This is a genomic window from Streptomyces sp. NPDC059994 (genome assembly GCF_042737755.1).
Lineage (GTDB): Bacteria > Actinomycetota > Actinomycetes > Streptomycetales > Streptomycetaceae > Streptomyces.
The window spans coordinates 37,984-53,389 of sequence record NZ_JBHWUR010000024.1 but is presented as its reverse complement, the minus strand read 5'-3'; the positions used below and the strand labels follow the sequence as shown (position 1 = coordinate 53,389).

Below are 15,406 nucleotides of genomic sequence, written 5' to 3'. Positions count from 1 at the left end.
CCGAAGGCGTATACGGCACCGACGGGACCACTCGATGACTCCCGAGGAGCTCCAGGCCGCCCGCGACAACGTCATCCCCGACGTGGCCGCGGGCGGCCTGTCCGTGCTCTTCTGCGGCATCAACCCGAGTCTGATGTCAGGCGCGACGGGCCACCACTTCGCCCGCCCGGGCAACCGCTTCTGGCCGGTCCTGCACCTCTCGGGCTTCACCCCGCGCCGGCTGAAGCCCTGGGAGCAGAACGAGTTGCTCACCTACGGCCTCGGCATCACCAACGTCGTCGCCCGGGCCACCGCCCGAGCCGACGAGCTGAGCGCCGAGGAGTTCCGCGAGGGCGGCCGCATCCTCACCGCCAAGGTCGAACAACTCCGCCCGCGCTACCTCGCCGTTGTCGGCGTCACCGCCTACCGCACCGCCTTCGACGACCGCAAGGCCCGGATAGGCCCCCAGACCCGCACCATCGGCGAGACCCGCGTCTGGGCCCTCCCCAACCCCAGCGGTCTGAACGCCCATTGGACGGCCCAGACGATGGCCGAGGAGTACGGCCGACTCCGAGCGGCGGCGGAAGCCGACACAGCCACCGCCACCGCCTGACCACCGCCTGACCACCGACAGCCCGGCGGCCTGCGACCGGCGGCCCGGAGTATCGGCACCTCGCCCCCGGTCTAGAGCGTGCGCCCCCAGATCCTGGCCCAGCGCTCGTGGCCCGCCTGGAGCACCACGGGGTCGGGCTCGGCATCACGCGAGTCCAGCGCGACCCCGCACACCCGGCAGAGCTCGTACACCTCCCGGCCGTTGAACCACCGCACCACCCCGTTGTCCCCCACACACGCCCGGCACGCCGGAGCTTCCCCAGGGACGAGGACGGAGCCCAGGACACGCTCCACCACTACCGGCAGGGGGTCGGTGGGATGGAAACCGGGGTCGGGACACTGGACAAGACTCCCGCCGCTCCCCCGTCCGGCGTCCCGCCAACTCCCGTCCGCCCGGGTGTTCCGCCGCCCGGACGCCTTCTCCCCCCGACGCCGCGCCATGTACGCCGCCTCGTCCTCCAGCCACAGCACCCGGGCCGTCTGCAACTCCTCGACCGCCCGCACCAGCGCACCCGGATCGGACTCCAGCCGCGCGGGCACCCCCGCACTCCGGCACAGATGGTGGTAGGTCGCCCGGAACCCGTACGGCGCGAACATCACCACACACGTGCGCAGGCTCGCGTGCCGCGCACGCGCCGACAGCCCCGTGTCATGCACCCGTTGGCGATGTGTCGCAAAACCGCTCATCCGGCGAGATTACGTTCCCGCCCGATCGAGCCGCATCAGACTTACGTGGAACGACCACCCAGCCGCCGCCCCACACCACCTCGCCCCCGAGCACCGCTCCGCCCCACCCCCTCACCCCGCTGCCTGCGGCCCCCGCCTCCGCAGACGGATGTCCGTGTCCATGGCATAGCTCTGCGTCCAGGTGCGGCCCGCGTCCGACTTCCAGGTGACGTGCGCCGTCGAGGTGGCCCCGTCCACCTTGACGCGGTCCACGGTCATCGACCGGTCGCCGTCCCGTACGTCACCCCGCCGCAGGTCCTGCGCCTTGACCGACACGGGCTCGCTCGGTGCCAGGTTCTCCGCTTCGTCCGCCGCCCGCACCAGCGCCGCCGCCAGCTCCCGGGCCTGCGCCGGGGTGAACTCGCCGACCGACGCCTCACCACCGCCCGCGTAGCCGGTCATCTGCACCACACCGTCCGCCACGACGGACACTTCCGTCGTCCCGCCGCCCAGATCCGCCACTGCGTACGTCATCACGATCTCCTCACCCGCCGGCAAGAGACGGCGACGCCCCAGGACGTTACGCCACGCCGGCCCGCCGCCACGTCACCCGGCGGCCCCGCCCTCGCCTCCGACGGGCTACGGCGGATCGACCTCCGTCACCACCGCCATCAGCTGGAACTCCAGTTCCGTGTCCCACTGCGAGACCCCGACGGCGACCCAGTGGCGGTCCGCCCGCCAGAGGTGGAGGTACGGGACGCTGTTGCTCAGCTCGCCCCACGGCTCGGCTATCGCCTCTCCTTCCATGCCCCGGGCCAGCAAGCTCCAGAGGCTGAACATCTGCGCCACGCCCCACCGCTCGCTCAGCGACTCGGCCAGGGCCTCGCACTCCGCTTCGTACTGCTCTTCCACTTCGACGCGTCTGCTGCCGTCGTCGTCCCAGAAGTCCTCGCTGGTGCTGAGCTCCACCAGGTGATAACCGGGTCCGCTGGTGATCGCCCCCGACCTGCCGCGCTCCGCGGGGAAGTCGCGGACGCGCAGCAGGTCGATGACTTCGAGATGCCGTGCGGTGGTCATGCGGTCAGTAAACCCGCCGCCACTGACAATTGGCCTCTCAGGCGTCCCGCCGCCGCAGCGCCCACCAGCCCGCCACCATGGCCAGCCCACTCCACGCCACGAGCACCGCCATACCGCTCCAGGCCCCCAACGGCCCTTCCGGGTGGAGCAGCAGGATCTGCTGGCCGGCCCGGTCCGGCAGGAAGTCCGCGGCCCCGCCGCCCTGCGATACGTCCCCGACCACGAAGGGCAGGATCAGGAACAGCGGTACGAGCATGCTCATTGCACCGGTGACACTCCGCAGCAGGGCCGCGAGGCCCGCGGCCAGCAGGCTCAGCAAGGCCAGGTAGAGGGCGCAGCCGACCACCGCCTGAAGTGCTCCAGGATCACCGATGCCTATGCCGAATCCCTTGTCCATGAGCGCCTGGCCGGACAGGAACGAGATCAGGCTGGTGACGAGGCCGACGGCGAAGACGAGACCGCCGATCACGGCCAGCTTCGCCCCGTAGAACAGCCCACGGTTGGGCACGGCGCCGAGCGAGACGCGTATCCCCCCGTTCTTGTACTCCGCGGCCATCGCTATCGCCCCGAAGGTGAGTGCCGCCATCTGCCCGAAGTTCAGGCCGTAGTAGGAGAACAGGACGGGGTCGAAGTCGGTGCTGTCCGGCTCCGGGCGTCCCAGCGTGGCGCAGACGAGGATGGTCAGCCCGGCTGTCGCCAGGAACACCGATATCAGCGAGCCGACGAGGGACCGGAGCGAGCGGACCTTGATCCACTCGGCGTGGAGAACTGCGGGGAACGACACGGCTCATACCTCCTGGTCGGTGGTCGAACGGACAGAGCGGTCAGAAGGGGTTGACTGGCGGGAAGGGGCGGGAGGGTTGGGGCTGTCGGTGCTGCCCGACGAAGCGGACACGAACTCCGCCTCGTCTGCCGTGAGGTCGAGATAGGCCTGCTCCAGCGTCGCCTCCTCCGTCGCGAGTTCAAGGATCGGGATGCCTTCCGCCGCGGCGATCGGACCCACGTCCTCGACCCGTGCGCCCTCGACGATCCAGCGGCCGTCCTCGCCCTGGACAGGTGCGAAGCCGCGTGACGTCAGGAGGGTGTGCAGGCGGCTGCCTTCGGTGGTCCGCAGACGCACTCGCGGCTGAATGCGCGAGTCGATGAAGTCCTGCATGGGCGTGTCGGCCAGTAGCCGTCCTCGGCCGAGGACGACCAGGTGGTCGGCGAACGAAGCGGTCTCGTTCATCAGATGGCTGGAGACCAGGACGGCTCGGCCCTCACGGGCAAGCCCTCGCATCAACTCCCTTATCCAGATGATCCCTTCCGGGTCGAGCCCGTTGGAGGGCTCGTCGAGGATCAGCACCGCGGGGTCGCCGAGCAGGGCCGCGGCGATCCCGAGCCGCTGGCGCATACCGAGGGAGAAGGTCTTGATGCGCCGGCTCGCGACACGGGCGATCCCCGCCTCCTCCAGCACCTCGTCCACGCGTCGGGCCGGTATTCGGTTGCTGGCAGCCAGGGCCCGCAGATGGTTCCGTGCGGTGCGCGAGCCGTGCGCGGCCTGGGCGTCGAGCAGTGCGCCGACGTGGCGCAGCGGCTCGTCGTATTCCGCGTACGGGCGCCCGCCGATGGTGGCGGTGCCCGAAGTCGGCCGGTCCAGGCCCAGAACGAGCCGCATGGTGGTGGACTTGCCGGCGCCGTTGGGGCCGAGGAATCCGGTGACCTGGCCGGGCCGCACGCTGAATGTCAGGCGGTCCACGGCACGGGTGGTTCCGTACTCCTTGGTGAGCTGTTGGACGTCGATGCTGGTCATGCCTCAACATTCGCCGTCGTGGCAGGTCCCGGGCCTCCCCCGTGCGTGGGGACCGTCTCCCCCGCGCGGGGGAGACGCGCTGATCCGGTCGCTGGCACGATGGCGACATGTTCCGCTTTCTCCGCCCGCTGGGCCGCTCCGTGACGTACACGCGATGGCTGCATCTGTCGATGCCCGTAGCGGTGTACGGCATTTGGCTGTTCATTGATATGGAAAAGCCTTATGTCCCGTTTCTCGCCCTGCTGTTGATAGGGCTGATACCGGCCGTGCGCCTGGCCGAGGGGATGCAGGTCCAGTTGCTCGTCGTGCCGAAGGAGCGGGGGCGGCACGACGCGACCGTCTCCGCGGCGCCGTCGGCCAGTTGGGGTGAGCGCTGGCGGACAGTCATATGGCTGGAGATCCGGCTGGCGCTCGCTCTGGTGACCATGGTGATATCGGTATGGCTCCCCATGACCGCCTACGAACTGGTCACCGCCCCCATGGGCCACGGGGGGAGCGAGGTCCCCGTCCTGCGCGACGCGGCACCGCACTGGTGGTGGTGGCTGCTGGCCCCGCTGCCCGTTCTGCTCATGCTCGGCTGTGTGGCGGGCATCGGCGAGCTGGACGCCGCCATCGCCCGGCGGCTGCTCGGCCCGTCGAAAGAGGAGCGGCTGACCGCGCTGGAGGAGCGGACCGAGCGGCTGCTCGAACGCAATCGGATCGCCCGCGAGATCCATGACTCGATCGGACACGCGCTGACCGTCGCCGTGGTGCAGGCCGGCGCTGCCCGGGCGGCGGGCGACCCGGCTTTCACTGCCCGGGCGTTGGCCGCGATCGAGGAGACGGGCCGGGCGGCGCTGGACGACCTGGAGCGCGTGCTGCTCGTGCTGCGCGAGAGCGGGGGGCCGGTGGGGCAGCGGCCGACACTCGACGAGGCCGACCGGCTGCTCGAATCGGCGCGGGCATCGGGGGCGAAAGTGGAGTCCGAGCTCAGCGGCCCGCTGGCCCTGGTGCCGGGTCCGGTCTCCCGGGAGGGGTACCGGATCCTTCAGGAGGCGCTGACCAATGTGCTGCGGCACTCGGGACCGGTGCCCGTGCGGGTGCGGATAGCTGTGCTGGGAGAGCGATTGGAGCTCGATGTGACGAATCCGCTGGCGGGTTCGATGCCCAAGGTGCAGGGCGGCAGCGGTCTGCGCGGCATACGCGAACGGGCGGCGCTGCTGGGCGGCGAGGCCCGGTCGGGTCCGCAGGAGGGGGAATGGAGGGTGCGCGTCCGGCTGCCGCTGGACGGCCTACGCTGACCGGATGCCGGTTACCGTTCTTCTCGTCGACGACGAACCCCTGGTCCGTGCGGGTCTGCGTGCCGTACTGGAGGCCCAGCCCGACATCGAGGTGGTGGGTGAAGCCGCCGATGGCGCCGCCGTCATCCCGCTGGTGCGCCAGCTGCGCCCCGATGTGGTGGCGATGGATGTCCGGATGCCGTTGCTCGACGGGATAGAGGCCACTCGGGCGGTGCTGCGCACGGTGCAGGATCCGCCGAAGATCCTGGTGGTCACGACGTTCGAGAACGACGAGTACGTGTACGAAGCACTGCGGGCCGGTGCCGATGGGTTTCTGCTGAAGCGGGCCCGGCCCGCCGAGATCGTGCACGCGGTGCGGCTCGTCGCGGAGGGCGAATCGCTGCTGTTCCCGGCGGCGGTCCGTTCGCTCGCGGCCGAGTACGGCAACCGGGACGCACGGGCGGCGCTGGACAAGGCAGCACTCACCGAGCGTGAGGCGGCCGTTCTGCGGCTGATGGCGCGCGGGCTCTCCAACGCGGAGATCGCCGCCCGGCTGATCGTCGGCACCGAGACGGTGAAGACCCATGTCAGCGCCGTCCTGGCCAAGTTGGGCGCCCGGGACCGGACCCAGGCGGTGATCGCGGCGTACGAGTCGGGATTCGTGGCTCCGAGCTGATGCGGCTCCGTGACCATCCGCCACTCGCCGTATACATGACCAGCGAGTACGATCCGGCAGACACGCGCACGAGCTGGGAGGACACACGTTGGGGCGGCTGACCGGCGGGGATCCCTCTCTGCTGCGGCGGATCAACTCCGCGGTGGTTCTCCATGCACTGCGTGGGGCGGAATCCCCCACTCTCACCGATCTGACCCGGATCACCGGTCTGTCGAGGCCGACGGTCGAGGGTGTGGTCGAGGGGCTCATGGAGGGCGGACTCGTCGTCGAGTCGGCTCCCGAGGAGGGTGAGGCGCGCCGTCAGGGACGGCCCGCACGCCGGTTCAGGTTCCGGGCCGAGGCGGGCCATCTGCTGGGCATCGAGATCGGCCCGCACCGGGTGGCGGCGCTGTTGTCCGGCCTCGACGGGCGGATCGTGGGCGCCGGGTCGCGCGAGGTGTCCGAGACGGCCTCCGCCGATGAGCGCCTGGAGCGGGTTCGGGCGACGGTGGCCGACCTGCTGCGGCGGGCCGGGGTGGCGCGGAGTTCGCTCCGTGCGGTCGGTGTCGGCAGCCCCGGCATAGTGGAGGCCGACGGCACCGTGCGGCTCGGGACGGCGCTGCCCGAATGGACCGGGCTGGCCCTTGGTGAGCGGCTGCGGCGGTCGTTCCGCTGCCCGGTGCTGGTCGAGAACGACGCCAACGCGGCGGCCGTGGCCGAGCACTGGAAGGGCGCGGCGACCGACTCCGACGACATCGTCTTCGTACTGGCCGGGCTGAGCCCGGGAGCCGGGTCGCTGATAGGCGGGCGGCTGCACCGGGGGTTCGGCGGCGCGGCAGGCGAGATCGGGGCGCTGCATCTGCTGGGCCGTGACGTGACGCCGGAGAAGCTGCTGTCGACGACCGGGGAGCCGCTGCACCCGCTGGACGAGCAGGCGGTCGCCGATGTGTTCGCGCTGGCCAAGCGGGGCGACAGCGGTGCGCAGGAGGCGGTCGAGCGGTTCATCCAACGGCTGGTCCACGATGTGGCGGCCCTGGTTCTCGCGCTCGACCCGGAGCTGGTGGTCGTCGGCGGCTGGGCGGCGGGGATCGACGGTGTGCTCGACCCCCTGCGCCAGGAGCTGGCGCGGTACTGCCTGCGGCCACCACGCGTGACCCTCTCCCTGCTCGGGGAGGCGGCGGTGGCGACCGGTGCGCTGCGCCTTGCGCTCGATCACGTCGAGGAGCAGCTGTTCGCGGTCGAGGGCACGGTGACGGCTCGCCGCTGAGCGGGTGGGCGGGCGGGGGCTACGGCGGGCCGAGAGCACGACAGGGCTGGGTCCCGCAATCCCGGGCGACAAGGCAGAGCCACGCCCCAGCCCCAGCCCCAGCCCGATCCCCCGGCCTCGAAATCGAGAGTCGACCGGCGTCGACGCCAGCCCGGCCCCGAGCCTCCAGCCCGCAGCCCGCAGCCCGCAGCCCGCGCGCGAACGGCCCGCCACTCGTAGAGCGGCGGGCCGTATCAAAAATCGGGCGCGCGGGGCCAGGAGGCCTGGCGGTCAGGAGGCCTGGCGGTGGCCGTCGTGGCGGATCTGGAGGTCGCCCGAGTCGCCGAAGGTGAGGCGGCAGGTGTCGGCGCGGTAGGTCGCCACCGAGACGGCGACGGTCCGGCCGAGGGAGAAGTAGCGCGTGGTCACGACGAGGACGGGCGCGCCCGGCAGCCGGTCGAGCTCCTTCGCGTCGTCGGCGCGGGCCGAGCCGAGCTCGACCGCGCGGTCCTGGCCCTCCAGGTCGAGGCGCTGGAGCTCGCGCAGCACGCTGCGCGCGCGGGCCGGTCCGGACGGCGCGTCGATCGCGGTGAGGTCCGGCACGGAGGACGCCGGTACGTAGAGCAGCTCCGCGGCGACGGGCTGGCCGTGCGTGGCGCGGATCCGGCGGACGGTGTGCACCTCTTCGAGCGGCTCGGTGTCGAAGAGCCGGGCCACCGCGAGCGGCGGGGTGCCGACGGCACAGTCGGCGGCCTGCCAGGCGTCACCGGCGGTGCCGGGCCAGTCGTGCTCTTCGGCGCCGACGGAGACACCCACGCGCGGCGGGGCGACGGTCGTGCCGACGCCGCGGCGGCGCTGCAGCCTGCCTTCGAGTTCGAGCTGCTCCAGAGCCTGGCGGAGCGTGGCGCGGGCGACGCCGAAACGGGCGGCCAGTTCACGCTCGTTGGGCAGGATCTCTCCCACCGCGAAGTCCGAGTCGAGCGCCTCGCTCAGCACGGTCTTGAGGTGCCAGTACTTCGGCTCCGGCACCGTGTCCAGCTGCGTGGTCCCCACCCTGTCCTCCGCAATCGCCGTGCCCCGGCGGCTTTTCTGCGCCCTTGTTTATTAAAGGTTCCTGCACTAACTCTGCGACCATAGGGCGGCACACCCCCTTGGTCAAGACCAATCCTCGTTCCCTTACGGAACGAATCGACCCCTGGTCCCAGAGCGTTCACAAGACGTTCGCGGTCCCGTGAGCAGGGCGCAGTCACGACTCCGTGCCCGGATCCGGGCACGGAGTCGTGACTGCTGGGGCGAGTGGGACTAACAGGGCGACTGGTCCACGTACTCCTCGCAGACGAGTGCGGTCAGTTTGTCCGGGTTTCGTACGACGTAGATGCAGTGGATGCGGCCGTCGAGGACGTCGAGCTGCAGGACGCTGTCCGGCTTGCCGTCGTAGAGGACGAGTACCGCCGGGCCGCCGTTGATCTCCGTGATGCGGAAGTCGCCCTCGGGCCCGCCCTCGTGCGACACCGCGTACAGGAAGCGTCCGACCTTGTCGGCGGACTCGATGATCCGCGTCGGGGCCTTGGACTTGCCGCCGCTGTCGCCGATGAAACGGACGTCGGGGGCGAGCAGGGAGAGCATGGAGTCCAGATCGCCGCCGCCCGCGGCGGCCATGAACCGCTCGGTGAGGTCGCGGCGGTGGGCGGGGTCGACGTCGTAGCGCGGCTTGCGCTCGTCGACATGGCGCCGGGCGCGCCCCGCGAGCTGGCGCACGGCGGGCTCCGAGCGGTCCAGGGTGGCCGCGATCTCCGCGAAGGGGAAGCCGAACGCCTCACGCAGGACGAACACCGCCCGCTCCAGCGGCGACAGCGATTCGAGGACGACCAGGACGGCGAGCGAGACGGAATCGGCCAGCATGGCCTGTTCGACCGTATCCGGTACGACGGGCCCGAAATCGGTGGCGACCAGCTCGGGCAGCCAGGGGCCGACGTACGCCTCGCAGCGCGCCTGGATCTGTCTGAGGCGGTCGATGGCGAGCCGGGTGGTGATCCGTACGAGGAACGCCCGCGAGTCGCGCACGCCGTCGCGGTCCTGCGCCGACCAGCGCAGCCACGCCTCCTGCACCACGTCCTCGGCGTCGGCCACGCGGCCCAGCATGCGGTAGGCCACGCCCGTGAGGACGGACCTGTGGACTTCGAAGATCTCGGCGGCAGTGGCGGCAGTCACCGCTCCATCCCAGCCGACCGGCAACCGGCTGTCCAGAAGGAGAACCCGCACTGTTCGATTCTTCGCCCCTTGCGCGGTGTCCGGGACCCGCCCCTTGAACTCCAAGCTACCGAAGGGTAATTGTTGCTGACAGGGTGTCTACCGCCGCCCGCGCGGCGCCGTCCGTCCACGACCGGGAGCAGCAGCATGGCCGAAGAGGTCTCCTTCACGATCGGCTCCCCCCGGGGCAGCCGCACCGTCACCGTCTCCTACCGGCGGGCCGGTTCCGGCGATCCGCTGCTCCTGCTGCACGGTATCGGCCACCACCGCCAGGCATGGGACCCGGTGTTCGACCTTCTGGCCGCCGAGCGCGACGTCATAGCCGTTGACCTGCCCGGCTTCGGCGAGTCCCCGGCGCTGCCCGAGGGCGTCTCGTACGGCCTGCGGACGGTCGTGCCGACGCTGGGCGCGCTCTGCGAGGAGCTGGGCATCGAGCGGCCGCACGTGGCGGGCAACTCCCTGGGCGGGCTGCTGGCCCTGGAGCTGGGGCGCGAGAAGCTCGTACGGTCGGTGACGGCCCTCTCCCCCGCCGGGTTCTGGACCCAGGCGGAGCGCCGCTACGCCTTCGCGACGCTGACCGCGATGCGGCGGGGGTCGAGGCTGCTGCCACTGCCGGTCATCGAGCGGATGTCCAGGAGCGCGGCCGGGCGCGCGGCGCTCACGAGCACCATCTACGCGCGCCCCGGGCGCCGCTCACCCGAGGCCGTCGTCGCCGAGACGCTCGCGCTGCGCGACGCCACCGGCTTCGACGAGACCCTGGCCGCCGGGATCGCGGTCCGGTTCACCGACGACGTGCCCGGAGTTCCGGTCACCGTCGCCTGGGGCACCAAGGACCGGCTGCTGCTGCGCCGTCAGGGGATCCGCGCCAAGCACACCCTCCCCGGCGCCCGGCTGGTGCGGCTGCCCGGCTGCGGCCATGTCCCGATGAACGACGACCCGGCCCTGGTCGCGCGCGTCATCCTCGACACCAGCCGCTGAGCCGGTGCGCTTCGGGCGCCGGCCCAGCACCCCGGCGCCCAGCGCGACCCCGGCACCGACCAGCGCACTGCCTGCGGCCTGCGCCGTGCCGTACGCTCCGGCGCCGACCAGCGGGGCCGTGAGCGCGGCCGACACCGGGATGAGGCCGGAGAAGAGCGTCGCCCGTTCGGCGCCGATCCGCTGCACGCCCATGTACCAGCAGACGAATCCGACCACGGTGACGACGGAGGCCTGCCAGATCAGGGCCACCGTCTCGGTGGCGTCGGGCAGCCGCAGCGCCGCCCGGCCGTCCAGTACGAGGGCGAGCGCGGCGGACTCGACGGCCGCGACGCCGCACACGGCCGCCGAGAGCAGCTTGGGGCCGAGCGGTCGCAGCACCGGCACCGCGAGCACCGCGAACCCCGCCTCGCCCACCAGCGCACCCGCCGACCAGGCGATGCCCACCGCGTCGGTACGGCCCCACCCCTGCACGGTGAAGGCTCCGGCCGTCACCAGGAGCGCTCCGTGGAGCACCGGCCGGGTGGGCCGCCGTCCGTCGAGCAGCGGCACGAGGACCGCCACCACGACCGGCGCGCACCCGACGAAGACACCGGGGACGGCGGGCTCGGCCGTGCGCTCGGCGGCCAGCACCGCCAGGTTGAAGCCCACCATGCCGACGGCGGAGACCAGCGCGAGCCTGCCCCACTGCGCTCCGCCGAGGCCGCGCAGCGGCGCGGTGGCGCCCCGGCCGAGCAGTGGGAGCAGCAACAGACAGGCGAGGCCGTAACGGACGGCCTGGCCGCCCGCGTGCGGGTAGTCGCGGAGGACGCTGTTGGCGGTGAAGGAGCCGCCGACGAGGAAGCAGGCGACGGCGGCGAACGCCGCGCCCCGCAGCTGTGAGACGTTCATGAGCCCGACGCTAGGCAGCGCGGTGGCCTTGTTTAAGGTCCACTTCCATGACGCCATCGGGGACCACTCCGCCCTCCGCGCCGCACGGCGCCGACGCGCCGCCGTCGTGGAACGCGGCCTGGGAACTACTGCTTCCGGCCGCCGCGGCGCCGGCCCGGCAGCGGGGCCGGATGCTCCAGTCGGCGTTCCGGGAGGCCGTGCGGTCGGGGCGGCTGGCGGCCGGGACTCGGCTGCCGTCGAGCCGTGAACTCGCCGCCGACCTCGGGGTTTCGCGCGGCCTTGTCACCGAGGCGTACGAGCAGCTCACCGCCGAGGGCTATCTGCGCAGCGACCGGGGCTCGGGCACCTGGGTGGGCGGGGCGGCGCGCGCCGCCGACGCGCCACGCGCGCGTGATCTGGCTCCGCGCGCCCCGGGCGCCCTCGTCGACTTCCTGCCCGGCACCCCGGACCTGTCGCTGTTCCCGCGTGCCGCCTGGGCCACCGCACACAAGGGCGTCCTGGAGCGGCTGCCGCACCGGGCGCTGGGCTATCCCGATCCGCGCGGGCTGCCCGAGCTGCGGACCGCGCTGGCCGCGCTGCTCGCCCGGCGGCGCGGAGTGGTCGCCGACCCCGAGCGGATCGTGGTGTGCTCCGGGGTGGCCCAGGCGACGACGCTGCTCGGCTTCGTACTCGGGGAGCGGGGCGAGCGGACCGTGGGCGTCGAGGATCCGGGCAGCCCCGAGCACACCGCGCTGTTCGCGGCCACCGGCGTACGGACCCGGCTGCTGCCGCTCGACGAGGAGGGCCTGGCGATGGACCCGCTGTACGCGAGCGGGGTACGGGTCGCGGTGACGACTCCGGCCCATCAGTTCCCGTCCGGAATCGCCTACTCCGCGTGCCGGCGGGCCGAACTCCTGGACTGGGCGCGGGCGGTGGACGGGCTCGTCGTCGAGGACGACTACGACGGCGACTTCCGCTACGACAGGGCTCCGGTCGGGGCTCTCCAGGGGCTGGACCCGGAACACGTGGCGTACACCGGGTCGGTGAGCAAGTCCCTCGCCCCCGGGCTGCGGCTCGGCTGGCTGCTCGCGCCGGAGCGGCTGACCGGCGCGATCGTCACCCGCAAACGCACCATGGACCTCGGCAATCCCGCCCTCGACCAGGCGCTGCTCGCGGACTTCCTCACCAGCGGCGCGTACGACCGTCAGCTGCGCCGGTGCCAGCGCGCCTACCGGGAGCGGCGGGACGCGCTGGTCGGCGCGCTCCGCGAGCACTTCCCCGGCAGCGAGGTGAGCGGCATCGCGGCCGGACTGCACATCATCGCCCGGCTGCCCGCTCGGTACGGCCCGGAGCCCCGCCTCCTCGAACGCGCCGCCCACGCGCGCGTGGCCGTGCGCCCGCTCTCGTACTACAGCTCACGCGGGACCGAAGCGGGAACGGACGCCGAAGCGGGCGACGGCGTCGCGCTGGTGCTCGGGTACGCCCATCTGACACCGTCCGACATCGCGCGCGGGGTGCGGCTCCTCGCCGGAGCCGCACGCGCAGGGACCTAGGCGTCGGGCCGAACCGCTTCAGGAGTCGGGCCCGCTGACATCAGGCGTTGGCCCAGCCCCGTTTGGAGAGCACCAACAACCGGTACCCGTCCGGGTCCTCGATCGTCACGCCCCACTCGTTCCAGTACGGGTTGGGCGACTGGACCCGCTTGCCGCCGTGTGCCTCCAGGCGGGCCACCAGGTCCTGCGGAACCTCTTCGTCCGCGTAGATGACCAGCAGGTCCTCCTCGGTCGGCCGGGGCTCGACGGGAGCGGCCGGCTCGTGGATCAGCTCCAGATGCCAGTCGGCGTCGGGCCAGCCGGCCATCAGCAGCGCGTGCTCGCCGGGGGCGGTGCTCTCCGCGTCGTGCCGCCACAGGACGTCGAGGCCCAGGCCCTCGACCCAGAAGCGCTCCGCCGCGGCCAGATCGCGCGACGGACGGGCGATGCGGATGTGTGAACGGCCTCCGACCGGCATGGGAGCCCCCCTGTGCTTTCGCTATGGCCGTCGTCCGGGGCCGCCGCGACGGCGGCCCGTACCGCAAGGTACCCAACGAAGATCACCCAGTCGATGGTTCCCTGGTCCCCCGCCGCTCACCCTGGTCCGGCCGTCCTCGGTCCAGCGGCCCAGGGCCAACATCCGGTTGTTCACCTGGGGTTCGCGCACGCGCCGCAGCCGGGCAGTAGGCATAGCACGGATCCGCACGCACCGGACCACACCGCCCCACCTCACCACGCCGCTCCTGGAGGCGCCTCGATGCCGTACCGCCCTCGGATCCCCTCGCCCAACCGCCGTACCGTACTGAAGGGTTCGCTCGCCGCGTCGGCGGGCCTCGCCCTGCCCGCCGGGCTCGCCACGGCCACGGCCGCGCCCGCGCTGGCGCTCTCCGGGCGGCCGAGCGCCGACTGGGGTGTGCAGGCCGGTGACATCACGGCGTCGTCGGGGCTCGTCTGGGCCCGGTCCGACCGGCCCGCCCGGATGGTCGTGGAGACCTCCGCCACCGAATCGTTCCGCCGCCCGCGCAGATGGCAGGGCCCGCTGCTCGGACCGGGCACGGACTTCACCGGTACGACGCAGCTGCGCGGCCTGCCGGCCGGTGAGCAGATCCACTACCGGGTCACACTCGCCGACCCCGACGACCCGCGCCGTACCGGCAAGCCGGTGTACGGCACGTTCCGCACGGCGCCCGCCTCGCGCCACCAGGACGTGCGCTTCCTCTGGTCGGGCGACATCGCCGGGCAGGGCTGGGGCATCAACCCGGACATCGGGGGTTTCGGCGTCTACGACGAGATGCGGCAGCTCAACCCGGACTTCTTCCTGTCCAGCGGAGACAACATCTACGCGGACGGGGTGATCCTGCCCAGCGTGACGCTGCCCGACGGCCGGGTCTGGCGGAACATCACGACCGAGGAGAAGTCCAAGGTCGCCGAGACGCTGGCCGAGTACCGGGGCAACTTCCGCTACAACCTGCTCGACGACAACGTACGGCGGTTCAACGCGCAGGTGCCCTCCATCGTCCAGTGGGACGACCACGAGGTACGGAACAACTGGTACCCGGGGCAGATCCTGGACGACGCCCGCTACACCGAGAAGAACGTCGATGTGCTGGCCGCCCGTTCGCTGCGGGCCTTCAGCGAGTACTTCCCCGTCTCCACCCTGCGGCCGGGCAGCCGGGAGGGGCGCGTGCACCGGGTGGTGCGCCACGGGCCGCTGCTCGACGTGTTCGTGCTCGACATGCGTACCTACCGCGACGCCAACTCCCCCGGGCGACAGGCCGACGACACCGTGGGCATCCTCGGCGCGGAGCAGCTGGAGTGGCTGAAGCGGGAACTCGCGCGCTCCCGGGCGGTGTGGAAGGTGATCGCCGCCGATATGCCGCTCGGTCTGGTCGTCGCCGACGGCCCGGCCAACTTCGAGGCCGTGGCGCAGGGCGACCCGGACGCGCCGCTCGGGCGCGAGCTCCAGATCGCCGAGCTGCTGCGGTTCATCAAGCACCGCCGGATCACCGGCACGCTGTGGCTGACGGCCGATGTGCACTACACGGCGGCCCAGCACTACGAACCGTCACGGGCCGCCTTCAAGGACTTCGCCCCGTTCTGGGAGTTCGTGTCGGGGCCGCTCGCCGCGGGCGGGTTCCCGGCGAACGCGCTCGACGCGACCTTCGGCCCCGACCAGGTCTTCGTCCACGCGCCGGTGAAGGCCAACGCCTCCCCGATGGAGACCCCGCCGAACTTCGGCGAGATCGAGATCGACGGCGGCAGCGGCGAACTGACGGTGCGACTGCGCGCCCAGGGCGGTTCGGTACTCTTCACCAAGGTCCTCAGGCCAGGGCTGGTGGGGCAGTAGCGACGTACGGTCGGCTACGGGGCAGGCGTTCGTGACGGCGTACGGCAGTGATGACGTACGCCGGAGACGACGTACGGACTGCGGCACCGAGCCGGTCATTCCGCGCCACAAGGCGTAAGAAACGGCTAGAAAACCACCAGAACCAC

At 72.1% G+C, this 15,406-nt stretch carries 15 protein-coding genes and 1 pseudogene; 7 read left to right on the top strand and 9 right to left on the bottom strand.

Annotation, left to right across the window (positions count from 1 at the left end; translation table 11 throughout):
* Positions 1-34: 34 nt before the first annotated feature.
* Positions 35-592 carry a G/U mismatch-specific DNA glycosylase gene (gene mug / locus ACFWA7_RS15345; RefSeq protein WP_385823345.1) on the top strand — a complete coding sequence of 186 codons (558 nt, stop codon included), beginning with the start codon at positions 35-37 and terminating at the stop codon, positions 590-592.
* Between the two features lie 71 nt (positions 593-663).
* Here mug and ACFWA7_RS15340 read toward each other — a convergent pair whose 3' ends face one another.
* The 5 genes from ACFWA7_RS15340 to ACFWA7_RS15320 form a co-directional block, all read right to left on the bottom strand.
* The gene (locus ACFWA7_RS15340) at positions 664-1,278 is read right to left on the bottom strand and encodes a hypothetical protein (RefSeq protein WP_385823343.1); all 615 of its coding nucleotides are present in this window, start codon (positions 1,276-1,278) and stop codon (positions 664-666) included.
* Between the two features lie 111 nt (positions 1,279-1,389).
* Positions 1,390-1,791: a hypothetical protein gene (locus ACFWA7_RS15335; RefSeq protein ID WP_385823341.1), complete on the bottom strand. Its 402-nt coding sequence runs from the start codon at positions 1,789-1,791 to the stop codon at positions 1,390-1,392.
* A 105-nt stretch (positions 1,792-1,896) separates the two neighbouring features.
* Complete coding sequence (locus ACFWA7_RS15330; RefSeq protein WP_385534910.1) at positions 1,897-2,334, bottom strand: hypothetical protein; 438 nt, start codon at positions 2,332-2,334, stop codon at positions 1,897-1,899.
* A gap of 37 nt (positions 2,335-2,371) precedes the next feature.
* On the bottom strand, positions 2,372-3,118 hold the full coding sequence (locus ACFWA7_RS15325) for an ABC transporter permease (RefSeq protein WP_385823339.1): 747 nt from the start codon (positions 3,116-3,118) through the stop codon (positions 2,372-2,374).
* A 3-nt stretch (positions 3,119-3,121) separates the two neighbouring features.
* Complete coding sequence (locus tag ACFWA7_RS15320) at positions 3,122-4,126, bottom strand: ABC transporter ATP-binding protein (RefSeq protein ID WP_385534906.1); 1,005 nt, start codon at positions 4,124-4,126, stop codon at positions 3,122-3,124.
* A gap of 107 nt (positions 4,127-4,233) precedes the next feature.
* Between ACFWA7_RS15320 and ACFWA7_RS15315 the strand changes: the two genes are divergently transcribed.
* The 3 genes from ACFWA7_RS15315 to ACFWA7_RS15305 all read left to right on the top strand — a co-directional run bounded on the left by ACFWA7_RS15315 (position 4,234) and on the right by ACFWA7_RS15305 (position 7,307).
* Entirely contained in the window at positions 4,234-5,406 is a 1,173-nt protein-coding gene (locus ACFWA7_RS15315; RefSeq protein ID WP_385534904.1) for a sensor histidine kinase, read from the top strand.
* A gap of 4 nt (positions 5,407-5,410) precedes the next feature.
* Positions 5,411-6,061 (top strand): response regulator transcription factor, encoded by a 651-nt coding sequence (locus ACFWA7_RS15310; RefSeq protein ID WP_101387208.1) that lies wholly within the window; start codon positions 5,411-5,413, stop codon positions 6,059-6,061.
* Positions 6,062-6,149: 88 nt separating this feature from the next.
* On the top strand, positions 6,150-7,307 hold the full coding sequence (locus tag ACFWA7_RS15305; RefSeq protein ID WP_385823337.1) for an ROK family transcriptional regulator: 1,158 nt from the start codon (positions 6,150-6,152) through the stop codon (positions 7,305-7,307).
* 270 nt (positions 7,308-7,577) lie between these two features.
* On the opposite strand, the gene ACFWA7_RS15300 is transcribed toward ACFWA7_RS15305, so the two are convergent.
* Both ACFWA7_RS15300 and sigJ read right to left on the bottom strand, forming a co-directional pair.
* On the bottom strand, positions 7,578-8,339 hold the full coding sequence (locus ACFWA7_RS15300; RefSeq protein ID WP_385534900.1) for a GntR family transcriptional regulator: 762 nt from the start codon (positions 8,337-8,339) through the stop codon (positions 7,578-7,580).
* A gap of 249 nt (positions 8,340-8,588) precedes the next feature.
* Positions 8,589-9,497 (bottom strand): RNA polymerase sigma factor SigJ, encoded by a 909-nt coding sequence (gene sigJ / locus ACFWA7_RS15295; protein WP_385823335.1) that lies wholly within the window; start codon positions 9,495-9,497, stop codon positions 8,589-8,591.
* 186 nt (positions 9,498-9,683) lie between these two features.
* On the opposite strand from sigJ, the gene ACFWA7_RS15290 reads away from it, so the two are divergent.
* Positions 9,684-10,514: an alpha/beta fold hydrolase gene (locus ACFWA7_RS15290; protein ID WP_385534896.1), complete on the top strand. Its 831-nt coding sequence runs from the start codon at positions 9,684-9,686 to the stop codon at positions 10,512-10,514.
* Positions 10,515-10,613: 99 nt separating this feature from the next.
* On the opposite strand, the pseudogene ACFWA7_RS15285 reads toward ACFWA7_RS15290, so the two are convergent.
* Positions 10,614-11,402 (bottom strand): annotated as a pseudogene (locus ACFWA7_RS15285) (EamA family transporter); the annotation flags it as partial.
* 47 nt (positions 11,403-11,449) lie between these two features.
* Between ACFWA7_RS15285 and ACFWA7_RS15280 the strand changes: the two are divergent.
* The gene (locus tag ACFWA7_RS15280; RefSeq protein WP_385823333.1) at positions 11,450-12,934 is read left to right on the top strand and encodes a PLP-dependent aminotransferase family protein; all 1,485 of its coding nucleotides are present in this window, start codon (positions 11,450-11,452) and stop codon (positions 12,932-12,934) included.
* Positions 12,935-12,974: 40 nt separating this feature from the next.
* Here ACFWA7_RS15280 and ACFWA7_RS15275 read toward each other — a convergent pair whose 3' ends face one another.
* Positions 12,975-13,391, bottom strand: a complete 417-nt coding sequence (locus ACFWA7_RS15275; protein WP_385823331.1) for a VOC family protein — start codon at positions 13,389-13,391, stop codon at positions 12,975-12,977.
* Between the two features lie 279 nt (positions 13,392-13,670).
* On the opposite strand from ACFWA7_RS15275, the gene ACFWA7_RS15270 reads away from it, so the two are divergent.
* Positions 13,671-15,260, top strand: a complete 1,590-nt coding sequence (locus ACFWA7_RS15270) for an alkaline phosphatase D family protein (RefSeq protein WP_385823329.1) — start codon at positions 13,671-13,673, stop codon at positions 15,258-15,260.
* Positions 15,261-15,406: the final 146 nt, after the last annotated feature.

Bases quoted from the DNA above. Each gene is read 5' to 3' on its own strand.
- mug (WP_385823345.1), top strand. From the start codon at position 35: ATGACTCCCGAGGAGCTCCAGGCCGCCCGCGACAACGTCATCCCCGAC.
- ACFWA7_RS15340 (WP_385823343.1), bottom strand. From the start codon at position 1,278: ATGAGCGGTTTTGCGACACATCGCCAACGGGTGCATGACACGGGGCTG.
- ACFWA7_RS15335 (WP_385823341.1), bottom strand. From the start codon at position 1,791: ATGACGTACGCAGTGGCGGATCTGGGCGGCGGGACGACGGAAGTGTCC.
- ACFWA7_RS15330 (WP_385534910.1), bottom strand. From the start codon at position 2,334: ATGACCACCGCACGGCATCTCGAAGTCATCGACCTGCTGCGCGTCCGC.
- ACFWA7_RS15320 (WP_385534906.1), bottom strand. From the start codon at position 4,126: ATGACCAGCATCGACGTCCAACAGCTCACCAAGGAGTACGGAACCACC.
- ACFWA7_RS15315 (WP_385534904.1), top strand. From the start codon at position 4,234: ATGTTCCGCTTTCTCCGCCCGCTGGGCCGCTCCGTGACGTACACGCGA.
- ACFWA7_RS15310 (WP_101387208.1), top strand. From the start codon at position 5,411: ATGCCGGTTACCGTTCTTCTCGTCGACGACGAACCCCTGGTCCGTGCG.
- ACFWA7_RS15290 (WP_385534896.1), top strand. From the start codon at position 9,684: ATGGCCGAAGAGGTCTCCTTCACGATCGGCTCCCCCCGGGGCAGCCGC.
- ACFWA7_RS15280 (WP_385823333.1), top strand. From the start codon at position 11,450: ATGACGCCATCGGGGACCACTCCGCCCTCCGCGCCGCACGGCGCCGAC.
- ACFWA7_RS15275 (WP_385823331.1), bottom strand. From the start codon at position 13,391: ATGCCGGTCGGAGGCCGTTCACACATCCGCATCGCCCGTCCGTCGCGC.
- ACFWA7_RS15270 (WP_385823329.1), top strand. From the start codon at position 13,671: ATGCCGTACCGCCCTCGGATCCCCTCGCCCAACCGCCGTACCGTACTG.